At 39.2% G+C, this 17,746-nt stretch carries 17 protein-coding genes, 1 other RNA gene and 1 riboswitch; of the genes, 12 read left to right on the forward strand and 6 right to left on the reverse strand.

What is annotated here, in order from left to right:
• The first annotated feature begins 36 nt into the window (after positions 1-36).
• From BG04_RS22050 to thiE, 4 genes are all read left to right on the forward strand, one after another.
• Complete coding sequence (locus tag BG04_RS22050) at positions 37-636, forward strand: TetR/AcrR family transcriptional regulator (RefSeq protein ID WP_034652522.1); 600 nt, start codon at positions 37-39, stop codon at positions 634-636.
• A 96-nt stretch (positions 637-732) separates the two neighbouring features.
• Positions 733-1,950: an MFS transporter gene (locus BG04_RS22055; RefSeq protein WP_034652520.1), complete on the forward strand. Its 1,218-nt coding sequence runs from the start codon at positions 733-735 to the stop codon at positions 1,948-1,950.
• A 192-nt stretch (positions 1,951-2,142) separates the two neighbouring features.
• Positions 2,143-2,251: riboswitch (TPP riboswitch) on the forward strand.
• A gap of 74 nt (positions 2,252-2,325) precedes the next feature.
• Entirely contained in the window at positions 2,326-3,132 is an 807-nt protein-coding gene (thiM, locus tag BG04_RS22065) for a hydroxyethylthiazole kinase (protein ID WP_013082983.1), read from the forward strand.
• 13 nt (positions 3,133-3,145) lie between these two features.
• On the forward strand, positions 3,146-3,790 hold the full coding sequence (gene thiE, locus BG04_RS22070) for a thiamine phosphate synthase (RefSeq protein ID WP_013082984.1): 645 nt from the start codon (positions 3,146-3,148) through the stop codon (positions 3,788-3,790).
• A 26-nt stretch (positions 3,791-3,816) separates the two neighbouring features.
• On the opposite strand, the gene BG04_RS22075 is transcribed toward thiE, so the two are convergent.
• The 3 genes from BG04_RS22075 to BG04_RS31455 form a co-directional block, all read right to left on the reverse strand.
• Positions 3,817-4,245 carry a pyridoxamine 5'-phosphate oxidase family protein gene (locus BG04_RS22075; RefSeq protein ID WP_013082985.1) on the reverse strand — a complete coding sequence of 143 codons (429 nt, stop codon included), beginning with the start codon at positions 4,243-4,245 and terminating at the stop codon, positions 3,817-3,819.
• A 146-nt stretch (positions 4,246-4,391) separates the two neighbouring features.
• A non-coding RNA gene (ssrS, locus tag BG04_RS29990) (6S RNA) lies at positions 4,392-4,569 on the reverse strand.
• Between the two features lie 109 nt (positions 4,570-4,678).
• A complete protein-coding gene (locus tag BG04_RS31455; protein WP_230586565.1) occupies positions 4,679-5,041 on the reverse strand; it encodes a hypothetical protein in 363 nt (120 codons plus the stop codon).
• A gap of 410 nt (positions 5,042-5,451) precedes the next feature.
• Here BG04_RS31455 and BG04_RS22085 point away from each other — a divergent pair, with 410 nt between their 5' ends.
• Positions 5,452-5,904 (forward strand): helix-turn-helix transcriptional regulator, encoded by a 453-nt coding sequence (locus BG04_RS22085; RefSeq protein WP_028408681.1) that lies wholly within the window; start codon positions 5,452-5,454, stop codon positions 5,902-5,904.
• 151 nt (positions 5,905-6,055) lie between these two features.
• On the opposite strand, the gene BG04_RS22090 is transcribed toward BG04_RS22085, so the two are convergent.
• Entirely contained in the window at positions 6,056-7,246 is a 1,191-nt protein-coding gene (locus BG04_RS22090) for an anti-sigma factor (protein WP_034652518.1), read from the reverse strand.
• The gene (locus BG04_RS22095) at positions 7,243-7,737 is read right to left on the reverse strand and encodes an RNA polymerase sigma factor (protein ID WP_016763958.1); all 495 of its coding nucleotides are present in this window, start codon (positions 7,735-7,737) and stop codon (positions 7,243-7,245) included. Before BG04_RS22095 ends, BG04_RS22090 begins: the two co-directional genes overlap by 4 nt.
• Before the next feature lie 421 nt (positions 7,738-8,158).
• Here BG04_RS22095 and BG04_RS22100 point away from each other — a divergent pair, with 421 nt between their 5' ends.
• The 4 genes from BG04_RS22100 to BG04_RS22115 all read left to right on the forward strand — a co-directional run bounded on the left by BG04_RS22100 (position 8,159) and on the right by BG04_RS22115 (position 12,373).
• On the forward strand, positions 8,159-8,389 hold the full coding sequence (locus BG04_RS22100; protein WP_013056869.1) for a YkvS family protein: 231 nt from the start codon (positions 8,159-8,161) through the stop codon (positions 8,387-8,389).
• A gap of 131 nt (positions 8,390-8,520) precedes the next feature.
• The gene (locus tag BG04_RS22105) at positions 8,521-9,435 is read left to right on the forward strand and encodes an AAA family ATPase (protein ID WP_016763959.1); all 915 of its coding nucleotides are present in this window, start codon (positions 8,521-8,523) and stop codon (positions 9,433-9,435) included.
• An 11-nt stretch (positions 9,436-9,446) separates the two neighbouring features.
• Positions 9,447-11,363 (forward strand): vWA domain-containing protein, encoded by a 1,917-nt coding sequence (locus BG04_RS22110; RefSeq protein WP_034652515.1) that lies wholly within the window; start codon positions 9,447-9,449, stop codon positions 11,361-11,363.
• Between the two features lie 98 nt (positions 11,364-11,461).
• Complete coding sequence (locus BG04_RS22115) at positions 11,462-12,373, forward strand: EamA family transporter (RefSeq protein ID WP_016763961.1); 912 nt, start codon at positions 11,462-11,464, stop codon at positions 12,371-12,373.
• Positions 12,374-12,409: 36 nt separating this feature from the next.
• Here BG04_RS22115 and lacZ read toward each other — a convergent pair whose 3' ends face one another.
• Positions 12,410-15,514, reverse strand: a complete 3,105-nt coding sequence (gene lacZ, locus BG04_RS22120) for a beta-galactosidase, LacZ type (protein ID WP_034652512.1) — start codon at positions 15,512-15,514, stop codon at positions 12,410-12,412.
• Between the two features lie 129 nt (positions 15,515-15,643).
• On the opposite strand from lacZ, the gene BG04_RS22125 reads away from it, so the two are divergent.
• From BG04_RS22125 to BG04_RS22135, 3 genes are all read left to right on the forward strand, one after another.
• Positions 15,644-16,471, forward strand: a complete 828-nt coding sequence (locus BG04_RS22125) for an AraC family transcriptional regulator (protein ID WP_034652508.1) — start codon at positions 15,644-15,646, stop codon at positions 16,469-16,471.
• 146 nt (positions 16,472-16,617) lie between these two features.
• On the forward strand, positions 16,618-17,094 hold the full coding sequence (locus BG04_RS22130) for a site-2 protease family protein (RefSeq protein WP_013082995.1): 477 nt from the start codon (positions 16,618-16,620) through the stop codon (positions 17,092-17,094).
• A 158-nt stretch (positions 17,095-17,252) separates the two neighbouring features.
• The gene (locus BG04_RS22135; RefSeq protein ID WP_034652506.1) at positions 17,253-17,735 is read left to right on the forward strand and encodes a GNAT family N-acetyltransferase; all 483 of its coding nucleotides are present in this window, start codon (positions 17,253-17,255) and stop codon (positions 17,733-17,735) included.
• Positions 17,736-17,746 lie beyond the last annotated feature (11 nt).

Raw genomic sequence — 17,746 nt, forward strand, 5'->3', positions numbered from 1 at the left:
GTATAAATAATAAATGTGCAGGGCGGTGGAAATAGCTTGAATAAAAAAAAGCTTCAAAGTGAACAAACCAAAAGAAAAGTGGCAGATGCCGCTAAAGCATTGTTTTCTCAAAAAGGTTATAAAGCTACATCTATTGAGGAAATTGTAGAAGCTACGGGAAGCAGTAAAGGGAATATTTATTATCACTTTAAAAGTAAAGAAGGGCTTTTTCTCTATTTAATAGACGAATGGGATCTCGAGTGGGAACGAAACTGGAAAGAAAGAGAGTCTCTTTACAAAACAACAAGAGATAAGCTTTTTGGAATTGCGGAGCAAATCATTTTAGATGATTTGAATCATCCTCTTACGAAAGCCGCCGATGAGTTTTTTAACAACGAGGAAAAGGGCAGCGACATCGAAGAGCGAATTGATGAGATGGTGAAACGACACGTGGAGTTTAACCGGGAACTTTTGCAAAAAGGCATTGATGAAGGAGAGTTTTCTCCTAAAAATGCAGAACAGCTTGCAGTGATTTTAGAAGGGCTGTTTGTTGGAATGAGCCGCATGTCTCGAAAAATGAACACGGAAAATGCCCTGCAGCTTTATCATTCAGCAATCGATGTATTTTTAAACGGAATTATAGCAAGGTCTTCTTAAATAATCGGGGATGCTTATTGCGGTAATGAGTAATCCCTCATTATTTTGTATTTTTATAGACCGAACGTTCAGTATTTTTGTAATCAGGAGGTTTATATGTCATTATTGTTAAGAAATCGAGCGGCGATTTTGCTGCTCATGCTAAACATTTTTATTATTTTTACAGGAATCGGTCTCGTTATTCCAATTATGCCAACATATATGACGGAGCTTCATATCAACGGCAGCGTGATGGGGCTTTTAGTAGCGGTGTTTTCACTAACTCAATTTCTGTTTTCACCTTTAGCGGGCCGGTTATCAGATTCGTTAGGGAGAAAGAAAATTATTGTAGCGGGAATGATTGTTTTTGCTTTGTCTGAATGGTTCTTTGGTTCAGTGAGTACACCTCTTTTATTATTTGTATCGAGAATGTTAGGCGGGGTCGGGGCCGCGCTTATTATGCCTGCTGTTATGGCCTATACAGCGGACGTCACGTCTGCTAAAGAACGCGCTAAAGGAATGGGCTATGTGACGGCGGCGATTACAACAGGATTTATTATTGGGCCCGGTATTGGAGGCTTTTTAGCTGAATACGGCATGCGTGTACCATTTTATATGGCCGCAGTAGCAGGAGGCTTGGCTGCAGTGATTACGCTTTTTGTTTTGCCAGAGTCTCGTCCTGTACAAAATCATGCTGTTTCAAACAATGAGAATCCAAAAGAAGATCGGCTGCTACTGCAGCTTATGAATTCCTATAAAGAACCTTATTTTCTAAGTTTAATTATTGTTTTTGTGACATCGTTTGGATTATCCAATTATGAAACGATTTTTTCACTATTTGTTGATCATAAATTTAGCTTTACGCCAAAAGATATTGCGTTTGTTATTACGTTTGGCTCTATTGCGGGGGCTGTAGTGCAGGTTACGATTTTTGGCTGGATTTTAAATAAGTTTGGTGAAAAAAGAGTGATTTCGTTTTGCTTGATGATGACGGGACTTTTTATTTTACTTACGCTGTTTGTGCACACGTACTGGCTTATTATTGTTGTGACATTCATCGTCTTTTTAGCAACAGATATTTTACGTCCGGCAATCAGCACGCAAATGTCGATGATGGCACAAGACGACCAAGGGTATGTAGCCGGACTAAATTCTGCTTATACAAGTCTTGGGAATATTATTGGACCAGTTGTAGCAGGCTTTCTCTTTGATATAAACATTAATTATCCGTACGTATCAGCTGCACTTGTACTGCTGCTTTGTTTTCTTTTATCTTTAAGAACAGGGAAGGACAGAAAAACAGCTGTGAGAAATCAAGCGGTTCAAGAGAAATAACCATAAGGAAAAAATGATAGAATTCCTAGGGAATTGAAGACTTCGAGTAGCTTACTGGAGGTCTTTTGATTATTCTTTTAGTAAAGGTGTAAGGTTTACAATGGTACTCAGCCTATAGAGAAGCTTTATTTTATCGGCAAAATAGTGAAATGGTTGCAAATAAAAAAGGTTAATAGTAAACTTTATACGTAACAAGAATAGTATGGGAGCTTGTGCGGGGCAGGCTGAGAGTACAGGGACGCCTGTTGACCATTTGAACCTGTTGGATAATGCCAGCGCAGGGAATGTGAGTACATACCAAAGCACTTTGCGCATGCAAGGTGCTTTTTTGTCTTTTTTTGCAGTGTTAAAACTAAATGAAAAGAGTGAGAGAATATGGATATTAGTAAAATTTCAGCTCAATTAGAAAAAGTAAGAGATACAAGTCCGCTTGTTCATAATATTACGAATGTTGTGGTAACCAATTTTACAGCAAATGGCCTGCTTGCACTAGGAGCTTCACCTGTTATGGCTTATGCGAAGGAAGAAGTGGCTGACATGGCACGAATCGCCGGAGCGCTTGTCTTAAATATGGGTACACTGACGGCTCAAGAAGTAGAAGCGATGAGAATAGCAGGAAAATCTGCAAATGAAAATGGCGTGCCGGTTATTTTCGATCCTGTAGGAGCCGGAGCGACACCGTTTCGTACAGAAGTAGCACGTCAGCTTGTAGAAGAATTAAATATTGCAGTTATTCGTGGTAACGCTGCTGAAGTTGCGAATGTAGTAGGCGAGTCATGGCTCATTAAAGGCGTTGATTCATTAGAAGGGCAAGGAGACGTCATTGAACTTGCTGAGAAAGCAGCGAACAAATTAGATACAGTGATTGTTATCACGGGTAAACAAGATGTAATCACAGATGGAAACACAACGTATACAGTAGACAACGGTCACCCGTTATTTACGAAAGTGACGGGGACTGGGTGTCTGCTGACATCAATTATAGGAGCTTTCGCTGCTGTAGAAAAAGAATATGTCGAGGCAAGCGTTGCGGCTTTAAGTTTTTACGGAGTGGCAGGTCAAATCGCCGCAGCGAAAAAAGGTGAAGAAGGACCGGGAAGCTTTCAAATTGAGCTGTTAAATCAGCTTCATCTTTTATCAGGGCAGGATATTGAATCATATGCAAGAGTACATCAACGTTAAAAGGAGCCGGAAAATGACAAACGAAGAAATCAAAAAGCTGCTGCAAGTTTATTTTATAATGGGCAGCAATAACTGTACAAAAGATCCGAAAGAAGTGTTGAAAGAAGCAATTGAAGGCGGAGTTACCGTGTTTCAATTTCGTGAAAAAGGCGAGGGTGCCCTAACAGGAGAAGCGAAGTATCAGCTTGCGAAGGAACTTCAGCAAATTTGTCAGCAGCACAGCGTTCCTTTTGTTGTGAATGATGATCTTGACTTAGCCATCCGCTTACAAGCAGATGGCGTTCATATTGGACAGGAAGATGAAAAAGCTCATATTGTTCGAGAGAAAATAGGAAAAGGAATTGTAGGCGTCTCTGTTCATAATGTACAAGAGCTGCAGCAAGCGATAAAAGACGGGGCAGATTATGTAGGAATGGGACCTGTTTTTCCTACTTCTACAAAAAAAGACGCAAAAGCAGTGCAAGGTACAAAGTTAATTGAAGAAGTGCGAAACCAGAATATTGACTTTCCAATTGTAGGAATCGGTGGCATCACGCCTGAAAATGCCAAACAAGTAGTAGAGGCAGGTGCAGATGGCGTTTCTATTATTACCGCGATTAGCTTAGCAGCGTCTCCAAAAGAAAAAGCAGCTCAATTGAAAGAAGCGGTAGGAAAATAAAAAAGCGCACAGTGTGCGCTTTTTTATTATAGCTGAACAGTTTGGGGAGTTTCTTCGCCTTCATTCATAAAGCGAATTTCGTTCGGCGTAATTTCAAGAACAACATACTCAGGGTCATTTGGACCGTCAAACCATTCTTTCATGTGATCGTTCCATATACGCCCTTTTAATTGATCACCAGTACGAAGAACAGCTGTACCAGATAATTCTAAGTATTGATCGCCATATCCTTCGCCGCTGTAGCCCAATAGTACGTGCACGTTCGGATTGGCTTCGATTTCTTCTGCCTTATGTGTATTGATATTTGTTGGTGTGTAAAGAGCGATACCATCTTCATCGCTAAAGAATGTCATATAGCGAGAGTGGGGTTTGTTGTTTACAACTGTGGCTAATGTTCCTACACGATTTCCTTCTAATACTTCGTTTACTTTTTTAGCAATTTTTTGTTCATTCATTTTATCCATCTCCTTTATTACTTTTTATGTTCCTCAAACGAAGATAAATAAAACATACATGTCTAAAAAAATATAAGTTAACAATAAAATAATTATGTAAACTAGTAAAATGAAAAATAAAAAAAGCTAGCTACAGCTAACTAAAAAATAAGCCCGCACTGCCGTAACCCTAAGTGTCTTAAATACCCAGATCTACTAGGTGGGTGCCCTCATAGCCGGGTTTAGCGTCCCAAGAAGGGCGTGCTATCTGCAGCTAAATTTTGAGCTCCCTTTTAACACTCAAAGGTTTAAGACAACATGAGTATACGCACAGCGCAGGTATGTATAACAAATGTAAATAAGATGCCGATATATAAATGTTTTCTAATTAATCAACTTTCATCGTACAAGAAATGATTATAACGGAATAATGAATGGAACGCAAGACTTTTATTTAAAGTTTTTCTTCTCTAACATCTTGGCGGGGAAGCAGTAACAAAATAAGAAAAGGGCCCGCAACTGGAATGAAACATAAAAGAAGGTAAGGCCGGGATGCTATCCTTTCTTTTGTCATAACGGAGTAAGAAAGCCACGTTAAAACAAAAAAATCAGCGGTCATCACGCTAACAAGCTGTGACTGCATAAAAGCATCTCCATAAGCTTTTATTGAACCTACGGATAGTCCGTATACGTAACCTGCAATCGTGAGCACTAAGCATAGTCCAATCCATAGATGAGAAGAAATGATAGCAATGAAACGTGAAGGAATACGCGAACGTGTTCGAACTTTTTGTCCTTTCCAATGATAATAGAACAAAAGAGAAAAAGCTCCAAGCGCAAATGATAGAAGAGAAAATGGCCATCCAGGCAGTTGTATGTATCTTTTTTACAGATTATTACCATAAACAATACTGGGAAAAGTCCTAAAAAAGAGAATACCATAACCACGAGCGGATCTACCAGTTGAAAATTTTCGGTGATAAGATTTTTAAACAGCAAATCATTACCGGCGCTTGCTCCCGGAGCTAGCAGCCAGGCGTATAGTACAAGCATAGCCCATACAATGATATACATATTCTCAACTCCTTTTAATTGTTTTAGTGTACAAAAACCATTTCAGTATATTTCCCCGTCTTGTGACGAAGGGAAACGCTTGAAACTCTTCTTTAATTAGGTGTAATATTACACTAAAGAAATGTACGTGTATAGAAAGAAAGGGCTGTGAAAATGAATAAACAAGAAGTAATTAAATCAGTATCGGATAAAATACGATTAATTCGTTTAGAAAGAAACTATTCACAAGACAGAATGGCTGAAGTCATTGGTATTTCCAAAAAAACATTGGTTCAAATTGAAAAAGGGCGCACGGAAGCAGGGTGGACGACCACTGTTGCAGTATGCGGTTTGTTTGGTGACAGTGAAATCCTTCAATCGGTTTTGGGAGACGTTCCTTTAGAAGTAGTAGAAATCATTGCTCATAACGGCGTATCTTCTCCAAAAGATAAAACGCTCGGAGGAAGAGTATGGTGGAAAGAAATTCAAAAAGAAGGCTCTTTTCGTCTGCAGCAAAATATGATTAGTCAGCACTATCGCATTTTAGATGACCAAGACTATCGATGGTTTAGTTCATTTGATAAAAGCGAAGCGGTGAAAAGGTTTGAACAATTAACGAATGAATAAAAAAGAGGCCGAGACGTAACGACATCACTGCATATATGAAACCTACGTTCACTCTATCCATAAAAAAAATCCGAACGAATTTGATTCTCTATCAAGAGTCTTGATTCATCGTTCGGATTTTTCTTCCACTGCTATACTTTTGTCTCAGCTTCTACTGATTCATTAAGGTACCTGATGAGGGACGACTGAACCAATTCCATAGTTCTACATCTCCAAGTGACGCATATGTGATCGACGGATCATTTTTTAATTTCAGAAGCTTTTTTGTAGGCCCTGTAATCACAACGCCGTACACGCCGACGCCATGTTTTTTTACATAAGAATATCGCTGCTTTAGCAACAGATCAGAATGGTCTAGCTGACGAACTTTTTGGACCGTTTCTTCATTATCGGCTAATAGTTTCATCATATTTAAAACGTTCGACTTGCTAGTAGAGTGGGTTTGATTTCCTTTGTGATCGTAAGGTAAGTCTAAAAACTCTGGAAAGCCAAAGGTTGATGTTAAGTCAATTAATGGCTCATCTTTTGTGCTTGTTTTTTGTTCGTGCCCTGTATTAAGCGCGTACCAAGAGGTAGAAAAATCACGGCTGTCGATGACGTTCATTTTTTGCTGAACTTCTTTTAGCGAATACGTATCATCAAAAGAAATAGCCACTTCGCTCACCGTTCCTTTTGGTAGATTTTCTAACGCTTTCCATGTTTCGTTTGTCCATTGCTTATACTCTTTTGCATGTAGCTTTAGTTTTTTGGGATCAGGATAGACAAAAGAAAGGTTAAGGTCGTATTTGCCGCCGGAGAATTCTTTTTCTACACCGCTTGTTTTATCAAACAGCTGATGAAATGTAAACGTCCCAATGGCCTGCTCTTCACGTCCAATTTGCTTATAAGCTTCCATTTGCGACTGCATGCGGAAAAAGGACTGTGTATCAGAAGTGGTTTCACGTATATGAACGTTCGGAAAAGCAGATTCGATAGCCGCTTGATTCACGCTGTTTATGTATTCGGTTTTTGATTGATGATAATATACAATAGATAAAAAGCTGCCGATTATCCATAGCAGAACGACAGAGCCAATGACAGTTGTCACATTTGAAAGGCGCTGCTTCCATTTGGCGATATAAATGGACTTTTTAACTTTTTTATTATCCAACATCGTATCGTCACTTAGTGAAGTAGCTGATGAAGTTGGCGGTAACGGTTCATCTTCGGTTAGCAAGTGCTCCAAATGAGCTGAGCATGCTTCGCAATTTTCCGTATGTTCTTCAAGTGCTTCTGCTTCTTTGTCTGTCAAAGTGCCGTTTTTATATTTTTCCCATTGATGCTTCATATCTTGACAGCTCATCCGTCCTCTTCCTTTCTTTTTTTCAATTGTTGACGACCACGATACAAGTCCATTTTCACTTTTGACAGAGTATAGCCAGTCATTTCTGCAATCTCTTCATATGTGAAGCCGTGATAATCTCGTAACAGTACAATATTCTGCTTAGCTGGAGGCAAAGCAGATACATCAGAAAGCCAGCCGTCGATTTCACTTTGAATCATCACTTGTTCTTCAGCACTTGGCTGAGGAGTAAAGTGCCATTCTTCTATTTCGACAGTAGGGCGTTTTTTTTCTTTTCGATACCAGTCAATAAAGGCGTGATAAGCAATTTTGAACAGCCAAGGCTTCACTTCCTCGCCTTTATATGTTTCTAAGTGTAAAAGTGCCCGGTAAAAGGTCTCCTGCATTAAATCTTCCGCTGATTCTTTTCTGCGAGTAAGAGAGAGAAGATAGCGCAGCAAATCATGCATGTGCTGTTTATAAATGTGTTCAAAGTTATGCTGTTGTGCCATTTTCTCCCCCTTTCATTTAATCAACGCAATTTGTGGATAAAAGTTTCGGTTTTTTTATCAAAAATCGTATGTAATAGATAAAAGATGCTTAAAATACGATATATAGCTTATCATATTAAAAAGAAAACCATATGAAATTCGACATAATTCCGTGTGATTTGTCATTTTTTTAAAAAACTAAAGGGTAATTGGTGTTCGAAGGAAACAGAAAATGTTATGATAGAACAAGGATGTGCTCTTACAAAAAACAGCTACATACATAATAAAAAATACAGCGTTTGTTTGCAAAATAAAAATGGACAAACACATGGTGTTTAACCATGGATGTTTGTGGGAAAATAAACTAAGTATTTTCAACAAAAAGTAAATTAAATTGTGTTTTCACTTATAAAAAACACGGTAAATTGGAAAAGGTGGGGTCATGATGGACGTAGAAAATACACAAGGTACAGAAGAACAAGCACCTAAAGTCAAAGCAGCTAAAGTTGGCGATACAATTCAGCCAAAAAAAGGCGACTATAAAGGATTTAAAGGAATTGTTATGGTAGTGCGAGACAATTCGGTTATCGTAGATTTTGGAAAAGATGCTGAAACGGGCGAATCCATGAAAACAGTCGTTAATCATAAAAACTATAAAATCGTAAAAAAGTAGGTGAATAACCTACTTTTTTTTACTGAATATATGTTTAAAGACTGCGGTTTTTCTATCGGAAACCTTAGAGAAAAGCGTAGGTAAGGCAATTCTTTGAGAAGAAGAATGTTTTTTAGTAAACTATAGAAAGTATGCAGAAAGAAAGGATTTTTGTTATGTCAATTCAACTATCACAATTATCATTACCACAAGAGGTTCTTTCGCTTTTAGCGAATCGTAAATATGGAAACTTGTCCGATGCTGATCAGCTATTAATTGGAAAAGGCGGCTATACAGCAGAAGAAGCAGATATTTTAGAAGATGCCATTATTGCCTTGTCACTAGGGAAAAACGTACTTTTAAAAGGACCAACAGGTTCAGGTAAAACAAAGCTTGCTGAAACGCTGTCGCATTTATTTTCTCAGCCGATGCATAGCGTTAACTGCTCGGTTGACTTAGATGCAGAAGCGCTGCTTGGTTTTAAAACAATTGCGGAACAAGAAGGGAAAACAGGTATTGAGTTTGTGGAAGGACCTGTTATTCAGGCAATGAAAAAAGGCCATTTACTATATATTGATGAAATTAACATGGCTAAACCTGAAACACTTCCTATTTTAAACGGGGTTCTTGATTACCGAAAAATGATTACGAACCCATTCACTGGAGATGTAGTACGCGGTCAGCAAACGTTCGGCGTAGTAGCGGCTATTAATGAGGGGTATGTTGGTACTGTTCCATTAAACGAAGCGTTAAAAAATCGTTTTGTTGTTATTGAAGTGCCGTATATTCAAGGAGGCAGCTTAAAGCAAGTTCTGATGTCTCAGTCTCAGTTAAAAGACGAAAAATTAATTGATAAATTTGTCACGCTCTCTGCGGATTTAATTACTCAAGTTCAAAGCGGCCATGTATCAGAAGAAGCTGCGTCTATTCGTGCGCTTATCGATACGTGTGATTTAGCTCTTTATATGCCGCCTCTTCGCGCGATTAGACGCGGTATTATTGAAAAGCTAGAAGATGAAAGGGAAAAAGCCGCCATTCAAAATATTGCTGAAACATTATTTGAGTAAGGAGTGGCGCTATGCGATTTATTAAATTTAACGACAAAAATGTAGATTCCTTTCTCTATATGGAGCTGGCAGATTTAACGAAAACATTAACAAAAAATGATGAAATTGAAGTAGAGTATCGCGTTTCTTCTTATTATGATCCTGTACACGGCATTATTTATCTCAGTCACTTTTGGGATAACCGTCCAGAAGAAGACAAAGTGTACGGCTTAAAAAGTGATGTATTTTTAAGAAGTATTGGAAGCTATAAGCATTCAAACTTCAAAGAAATTAATGCATATTTAAAGAAAATAAATAAAACCTCGGTACCTGGCTTAGCTAAGCAGCTGTTTATGCTGTTTGAAGATATTCGTTTAGAAGAAGTATGCAAACGCGAACGTCCTGGAACGAAAAAAGCCTTCGCCGTCAGAAGACAGCTCTACAGAAAATATTTTGCTACACAAATGAGCGCAAATTTAACAAAAAGCGTGTATACGGATGCACTTTTTAACGGCATCTACTTGCTATTGACGGCCGAAAATCCATTTGAAGAAATTCCTTCAATGAGTGAATCGATTAATTTAGCGATGCCTTTTATTCGCAGACAGCTAACAAATGTATATGAAGCTAAAACAACAAAAGATGTATCGCGCATCTGTCTTGAACTTTTAGATGTTTTTGATGATATTATTGAAAAAGATATGCTTAATACTTATTTCTTCTTGGCTGAACTCCAGTATGATCAGTTAGAAGAAGGGTTAACATTTGAAGATTTAAAGCGCAAAGATTCATTAGTGAACGATGATATTTTAGAACATGAAAAAGACGGAGATGAAGACATTCACGAAGAGAAAATGGAAATGTGGCATCGAGAGACAAGCGAAGCGACGCAAAGTTTTCTACAGTTTGATATGGATCAAGGCTCAAAAACAGACATGCTAGGCGATGGTGTTCGTGAAGGCGACGATGGAGATCAAGCAATGGGCATGGTGCAAGGGTCTTCTCAAAAAACATCGCGGAACGATTATTCTCAAATCGAAGCCATGGAGCAAACGCATCCGGAAAAAGATGGGGAAGCGGATTATGAGTATGGGAAAGAAAATAAGCATGCCTATGCTGTTTTTATAGATTCTAAACTTCCGAACGACGATCACGTTGTTCAGTATGATGAGAATAAAAAAATTATTGCATCGTATCAAAAAAAATTAAAGCAAATGATTGAAAAAACGCTTGAACATAAAAAAACGCTTCCTAGAAGCGAGCTGCACTTTGGCCGATTAAATAAAAAGCTTCTAAAACTATGGACAGACGACAATCCTCGTTTGTTTTATAAAAAAGATGAAGATTCTGCGCAAATTGATGCTGTCTTTTCTCTTTTAGTTGATTGTTCCGCATCAATGTACGACAAAATGGATGAAACGAAGCTTGGGATTACGCTATTTCATGAAGCGTTAAAGTCTGTTATGGTGCCTCATCAAATTGTAGGATTTTGGGAAGATACAAATGATGCCACCGAAACGAGCCAGCCTAACTACCTGCAGACAGTTATGGACTTTCAAGCATCGTTAAAGCGTAAAAGCGGTCCTGAAATTATGCAGCTTGAGCCTGAAGAAGACAACCGTGATGGATTTGCCATTCGCCATATGACACGCCGCTTGCTTCAGCGTTCTGAACAGCAGAAGTTTTTACTTGTGTTTTCAGACGGTGAACCAGCCGCTATGGGATATGAACAAAATGGTATTGTAGATACGCACGAAGCGGTATTAGAAGCACGCAAGCACGGAATTGAAGTCATCAACGTCTTTTTATCCAACGGGGAAATTGATGAAGGACAAAAGAAAACCATTCAAAATATGTACGGGAAATATAGTATTCTAGTACCAAACATCGAAGAACTTCCCGATGTGCTATTTCCTTTACTCAAGAAATTACTTCATAAAAGCATTTAAAAAAGTCGAAGCATATTGCTTCGACTTTTTTTGCTATTGACCGTTAAAGAAGAGCGAGGTAAGTTAAATATATATGAAAAAGAGAGAAGGAATGGCAAGTGGAAGGAGTTCAAACGTCATCTAGAAGAGCATGGGGGCTGCTGCTTGTAATCATTGGTGCCACAATGTGGGGAGTATCTGGCACGGTGGCTCAATATTTATTTCAGCATAAAAGTTTTAACGCAGAGTGGCTGGTCGTCGTTCGTATGTTAGTATCCGGATTGCTGCTTTTGGCAATAGCCTCTAAGCAGCGCAATATTTTTGCAATTTGGAAAACAAAAGAAGAGAGGACTTCGCTGCTTTTGTTTGGTGTAATCGGTATGCTCGGCGTGCAGTATACGTATTTTGCAGCTATTGAAGCAGGAAACGCTGCTACAGCTACAGTGCTTCAATATACGTCGCCAATATTTATTATTGGCTATTTAGCCCTGCAAGCAAGAAAGTGGCCGGTGAAAGTAGAAATGATTTCTGTTGTGCTCGTCATAACAGGGACCTTTTTTCTTGCAACAAGCGGGAATTTTAACGAGCTGTCTATTACAGGGTGGGCGTTGTTTTGGGGAATTGGGGCAGCTGTGACGTCTGCTTTTTATACGCTTCAGCCTAAGCGTCTTCTTGCGAAATGGAGCTCAATTGAAGTAGTAGGCTGGGGAATGGTGATAGGCGGCGCAAGTTTTTCATTTATTCACCCGCCGTGGCATATAGCAGGTGAGTGGTCGCTATTGTCGCTGTGTGCGGTGTTATTTGTAATCATCTTCGGAACGCTCATTGCATTTTATTGCTATTTGGAAAGCTTGAAGCATATTAGCGCTTCTGAAGCCATTGTTCTTGCGTCAGCGGAACCTTTATCAGCAGCGGCGCTCTCTGTTCTATGGCTTCATGTGACCTTTGGATGGACGGAGTGGTTAGGTACGATTCTTATTATCGCTACGGTATTTTTACTTTCTCAGCGAAAGCCAGAGGTGACATCATAAGTAAAAAGGACTTTCAAATGAAAGTCCTTCTTGTTTTTATAGAGGTTTTAGCGTAAACGTGTTTGTATACGAGCGGTTAGCATATAGTGTGTAATCAGGATGTGTTTTAGCTTGCCAGCTATCGTCTCCGCCAACGCCCATTTGCTTGTAGTTAACCCGCACGGTTACTGAATCGCTTGCCGGCAATTTGTAAAAATGATCGTAAGCCTCCAGTTCAAAAGGTGAGTAAGGTAAAGCGTTCAGCTCGACTGTTGGCAAACCTTTTATCAAAAAGCCGCGCCCTTGATCGTTTGTAATAGTGGCCCATCGAACGTCCGTTTTATTTCCGCATTCTTGAGGGCGTAAATACGGTGTAACTTGCTCTTTTACACTGCCTTTATGAAGGGCCAGCTTAGCGCCAGTTTTACGGTCCCAATAATTTTCATGAGGTCCTCTTCCGTACCACGTTAAAGAATCAAAAGCCGCATTCATCGTAAACAGCATGCCGATTTCAGGAATTTCAGGCATTGTCTCAGAAGGTGCTAAAGATTGTTCAATCTTCATTTTACCATCGTTATATAGCGTATACGTTACATAGCAAGAAGCAAGAGAGTTATCTAAAGCTAGTTCAACCGAAATGATAACAAAGTCAACTTGCGGCTGAACGATTACTTTTTTTACGTGCTGTTCTAAACTTGCTTGACGCCACGTTTGACATCTTTCATGCAGTTTATTTCCGAGGTCATTATCGGTTACTGCACGCCAGAAATTCGGACGGAAACCCGACGCAAGCAGCTCGGTGCGCTCATAGTTGTAAGAAATAAACTGGCCTTTTCGCTTATCAAAAATAGCCGTGAAGTTAGTTCCTGTAACCGTAAGCGTTTGTTCATTTTGGTTAACGGTTAAAGCAGGATGAGCAGCTTTTACTGAAGGCATAGCGGCTTTGGCAGGCAGCACAAACTGTTCGTACGCCACTTCATATCCAGCTGAAGCCCAGGCTGTATCTTTGGACAATCTGAGAGAAAGAGTTAAAACAAATTCGTCAGCTTCATTTTCTTGCTCATAAAGAGGATAAGAAAGCGTCAGTTCGTCTGTACCATCAGGAGCTACATTTAAAAGTGACGCATGCTTTTCAACTAGTTCACCATTTTTTTCAACAGTCCAAACAAAATCATAGGCGTTCAAGTTTGTAAACAAGTGTTTGTTTTGAACGGCAAACTTTCCTTTTGCAGCGTCGACTGCTGTCCACTTTACGGGCTGATAGCATTTTTTTACTTCTGCAATTTTGGGGCTAGCGGTCCCATCAGCAAAGATTAAACCGTTTCCGCAGAAGTTACCATCGTTAGGAGTATCACCAAAATCTCCCCCGTAAGCTAAGTAAGAAGTACCGTCTTCTGCTGTTGCTTGAAGAGCTTGATCTTTCCAGTCCCATATAAAACCGCCTTGCAAGATCGGATATTGATCGAACAGCTCCCAGTATTTGTACAGATTTCCGCATGAATTACCCATTGCATGACTGTATTCACATAAGATGTAAGGTTTTTTCGGATTCATTAATGCATAGCGCTCTACATCTGCTGGCTTAACGTACATCGTGCTTTCTATATCTGAAGCATCATAGTCGCGATGATGGAAGATTCCTTCATAATGAACAAGTCTCGTGGAATCTTTTTCTTTAAAAAAGGTATACATATGCTGAAAGTTTTCTCCGCCAAATGATTCGTTTCCAAGCGACCAAATAATGATAGAAGGGTGGTTTTTGTCACGTTCGTACATGGAACGACAGCGATCTAATACGTTTTCTTTCCATTCTGGCTTGCTTCCTGGAACGGCTTTTTGCTCACCTTCTTGTAAATAAGTCCACGTTCCGTGCGTTTCTAAATTGGTTTCATCAATAACGTAGAGTCCGTATTCATTACATAGTTCATACCATACTGAATCGTTAGGATAATGGGATGTACGCACCGCGTTAATATTATGCTGCTTCATCAGCAAAATATCGTGAATCATGTCTTCGCGCGTGATGCCTGCCCGGCCCTTTACTGAATCAAATTCGTGGCGATTCACTCCTCGAAGTACAATACGCTTGCCGTTGATTGTCATGAGGCCATTTTTTAGTTCAAACGTACGGAAGCCAACTTTACAGCTTTCTGTTTCAATAATAGAACCAGCAGCATTCTTTAAGCTGAGTACAAGGGTATACAAATTAGGACTTTCTGCGCTCCATTTTGCAGGGCTTTTAATGTGTGTACGCAAGGAGACTGTACGTTGATCGCTCACACTTAAATTTGTTTGCAGCGGAGCTTGTAGTACTTCTTGGCCATTCGCGTCATACAGCATGACTTCAAATGTTAGATCTTGAGTATCGTGCTCAAAGTAATTTAAAATATCAGCTGAAACGCTAAGTTCACCATCTTCGTAGTTGTTATCAAGCGACGAACGAACGCTAAAGTCATAGATGTGAACCTGTGGAGTAGAGTAAAGATACACATCTCGGAAGATGCCGCTCATTCGCCAAAAATCTTGGTCTTCAAGCCAGCTTGCATCACTCCAGCGATATACTTCTACTGCTATCGTATTTTCACCTTCTTGAAGGTAAGAAGTTATATCAAATTCAGCTGGAGTAAAGCTGTCTTCGCTGTATCCAACAAACTCACCGTTAATCCATACGTAAAAAGCAGATTCGACGCCTTGGAAGCTGATGTACACGGGCTGATCTTTCCATTCTGATTTAGGTGTAAAAGTACGGACGTACTGACCGACAGGGTTATATTTAGTCGGTGCAAAAGGAGGTTCGAGGTTTTCGTTTTCAACCCAAGGGTATGTCACGTTTGTATATTGAGGATAATCATATCCTTGCAGCTGCCAGTGTGAAGGAACTGAAATAGAGTCCCATTTCTTATATGAAAATTCAGGAGCGAAAAAGTTTTTGACGCGGCCATCTGCATTTTCAGCAAAATGAAAGTACCAGCTTCCATTTAAGCTTTGGTAGTAAACAGAAGATTTTCTATCATTTTTTAAGGCCTCTTCGACCGTTTGATAAGGCATTAGTAAAGCGTGTGCTTTCGAACGGTTCAATTGAAAAATTTCAGGGTTGTTATTCCATTCAGGATATCCGTTTGCAGGTGCTGTATAATGAAATTTCTTGCCGGTTTTTAACATGTTGATCCCTCATTTCTAAATTACTAGGTTATTAGTTTATATGAAAATGATAACGTTTTCTGAAAACCTTATCAATCTAATTATTTTCATGATAATATAACTATATTCACATAGAAAGGGGGAAGTAATATGGACCGTATGTACTTTCCGGCTCTTTCAGATGAAGATATGAAACTGCCATTTTATGTTACAAGCGCTGGAAGCTGGAGACATCAAACGCATATTAACCGTCAGGGAGAGTTTCCTGATTATCAATGGATTCAATGTATAAAAGGAAGAGGCGAGCTTCATGTAAATGACGAGGTTTATATTATAAAAGAAAATGAAGGGATGTTTCTGACGCCGCACGTTCCGCACGAATACTATCCCGTTACGAGCGAATGGCAAGTATGCTGGGTTTCTTTTAACGGAAGTGTGATGGATGATATTATGCTTTCTCTTCAATTTATTAATTCGGGAAAAATCGTCCTTACAAATGCTGAAAGTCTTTACAGGATGCTTCAAGAACTAATGAATCGGTTAGAAGAAAATCATACCTTTAGCACCATGCAGTGCTCTGAACTACTATACAGCGTCATTTTAAAACTTCGCCAAGACAGCGTATATATAGAAAGCAAAAGTCGCCTGCAGCAAATTACTCAGCTAAACCCAGTCCTTCGTTATATCGAGGAATATTATCATCAGCCGTTAACGCTAGAAGTACTGGCGCAGCAGCTCAGCGTAACGGAGCAGTATACGTGTTTGCTTTTTCAACAATCTCTTGGCATCCGGCCATTTGAATACGTAACGCGCGTGCGGATTCAAAAAGCAAAGAAACTGCTGCTTAAAAACAACCAAATCTCTGTACAAGATGTAGCAAGACAAGTAGGGTATGAACATCCAAGCTACTTTATCAAGCGTTTCAAAGAACAGGAAAACGTTACGCCAACTATTTTTCGAAAAATGTATTTTTCATAAGCTACATATATCGGGTTTTATCTAGGTCATAAGACACGATGTATATGCTAGTTATTTCGTATGAGTTTTAAAAAAGAAATTAAATGTAGTTTTAAGTGAAAACGGGGAGGAAAAGTAGAGAGAAGAAACAAAAAGGAGGGATAAAGGTGTTTGGGTTAAATGATCTTCCAAAATTTGTGTGGTCATTCTGTCTTGTATTGCCACTTGTATCATTTGTTCATCAGCTGGGGCATTCCGTCATGGCAATTATTTTCGGAGGGAAGGTCGATTTTACTATTGGGCGGGGGAAAACGATTCTTAAAATGGGGAAGTTTAAAATTAAGTCAGTCTATTTTTTAGACTCGTTTTGTAAATATGAAAATCTTAAGAATGACAGTCGCATTTCTCATGCAGTGGTGTATGCTGGTGGTGTACTGTTTAATTTGCTTACTATTTTTATAATAAATGGATTAATTATGGCTAATATTCTGCCTGAAGATATATTTTGCTATCAATTTGTTTATTTTTCAGTCTATTATGTTATTTTCTCACTGCTGCCAATTCAATATACAGAGACAACTGCAAGTGATGGACGTGCTATATATAACGTATTACGGTACGGGAAAACGTGTGATCCAGATTAAAGGGCTGTGTGTAGCAGCCTTTTTTGGTGCGTTTTTTCCCGGTCATTTAAATAAAAAAAGGAAAACTTTACGAAAAGAAAATAGTAGCGGATAATAAAGATAGTAGATGTTGGAATGTAAGAAAGGAGAGGATTCATACGATTATTGAGACAGAACGAATGACGCTGCGAGCCATGGCCGAAAGCGATGCAGGAAATTTACTGAAAATCTTTGAGGATGCTGAAGCAATGAAGTATTATTCTTCTACTAAAAGCGAACAAGACACACGTCGCTGGATTCAATGGATGAAGCAGCATTATCAAACGTACGGCATTAGCATGTGGATCGCTGAGGATAAGCAGAAAGGAGAGTTTCTTGGGCAGTGTGGCATGGTTCTTCAAAAAGTAGACGGAAAGGTAGATCCAGAACTTGGTTATTTATTTTTACGCAGCCGCTGGGGCAAAGGCTATGCGAGTGAAGCAGCAAAAGCTTGCTTAGATTATGGACTTCATACGCTGAAATTTCAGAAGATTATATCATTAATAGATCCTGACAATTTCCCATCGATTAAACTGGCTGAAAGAATTGGCATGAAAAAAGAAAAGCAAGTTAACAAATGGGATAAATCGTTATTCTTTTATAGTATATATAATGAAAAATGAGAGTATAGGAG

The organism is Priestia megaterium NBRC 15308 = ATCC 14581, assembly GCF_000832985.1.
In the GTDB taxonomy this organism is placed as follows: Bacteria; Bacillota; Bacilli; order Bacillales; family Bacillaceae_H; genus Priestia; species Priestia megaterium.

Coding starts and splice junctions, on each gene's coding strand:
- lacZ (WP_034652512.1), bottom strand. CDS start 15,514: ATGTTAAAAACCGGCAAGAAATTTCATTATACAGCACCTGCAAACGGA.
- BG04_RS22100 (WP_013056869.1), top strand. CDS start 8,159: ATGATGGACGTAGAAAATACACAAGGTACAGAAGAACAAGCACCTAAA.
- BG04_RS22075 (WP_013082985.1), bottom strand. CDS start 4,245: ATGAATGAACAAAAAATTGCTAAAAAAGTAAACGAAGTATTAGAAGGA.
- BG04_RS22085 (WP_028408681.1), top strand. CDS start 5,452: ATGAATAAACAAGAAGTAATTAAATCAGTATCGGATAAAATACGATTA.
- thiM (WP_013082983.1), top strand. CDS start 2,326: ATGGATATTAGTAAAATTTCAGCTCAATTAGAAAAAGTAAGAGATACA.
- BG04_RS22090 (WP_034652518.1), bottom strand. CDS start 7,246: ATGAGCTGTCAAGATATGAAGCATCAATGGGAAAAATATAAAAACGGC.
- thiE (WP_013082984.1), top strand. CDS start 3,146: ATGACAAACGAAGAAATCAAAAAGCTGCTGCAAGTTTATTTTATAATG.
- BG04_RS22135 (WP_034652506.1), top strand. CDS start 17,253: ATGACGCTGCGAGCCATGGCCGAAAGCGATGCAGGAAATTTACTGAAA.
- BG04_RS22110 (WP_034652515.1), top strand. CDS start 9,447: ATGCGATTTATTAAATTTAACGACAAAAATGTAGATTCCTTTCTCTAT.
- BG04_RS22125 (WP_034652508.1), top strand. CDS start 15,644: ATGGACCGTATGTACTTTCCGGCTCTTTCAGATGAAGATATGAAACTG.
- BG04_RS22105 (WP_016763959.1), top strand. CDS start 8,521: ATGCAGAAAGAAAGGATTTTTGTTATGTCAATTCAACTATCACAATTA.
- BG04_RS22095 (WP_016763958.1), bottom strand. CDS start 7,737: ATGGCACAACAGCATAACTTTGAACACATTTATAAACAGCACATGCAT.
- BG04_RS22055 (WP_034652520.1), top strand. CDS start 733: ATGTCATTATTGTTAAGAAATCGAGCGGCGATTTTGCTGCTCATGCTA.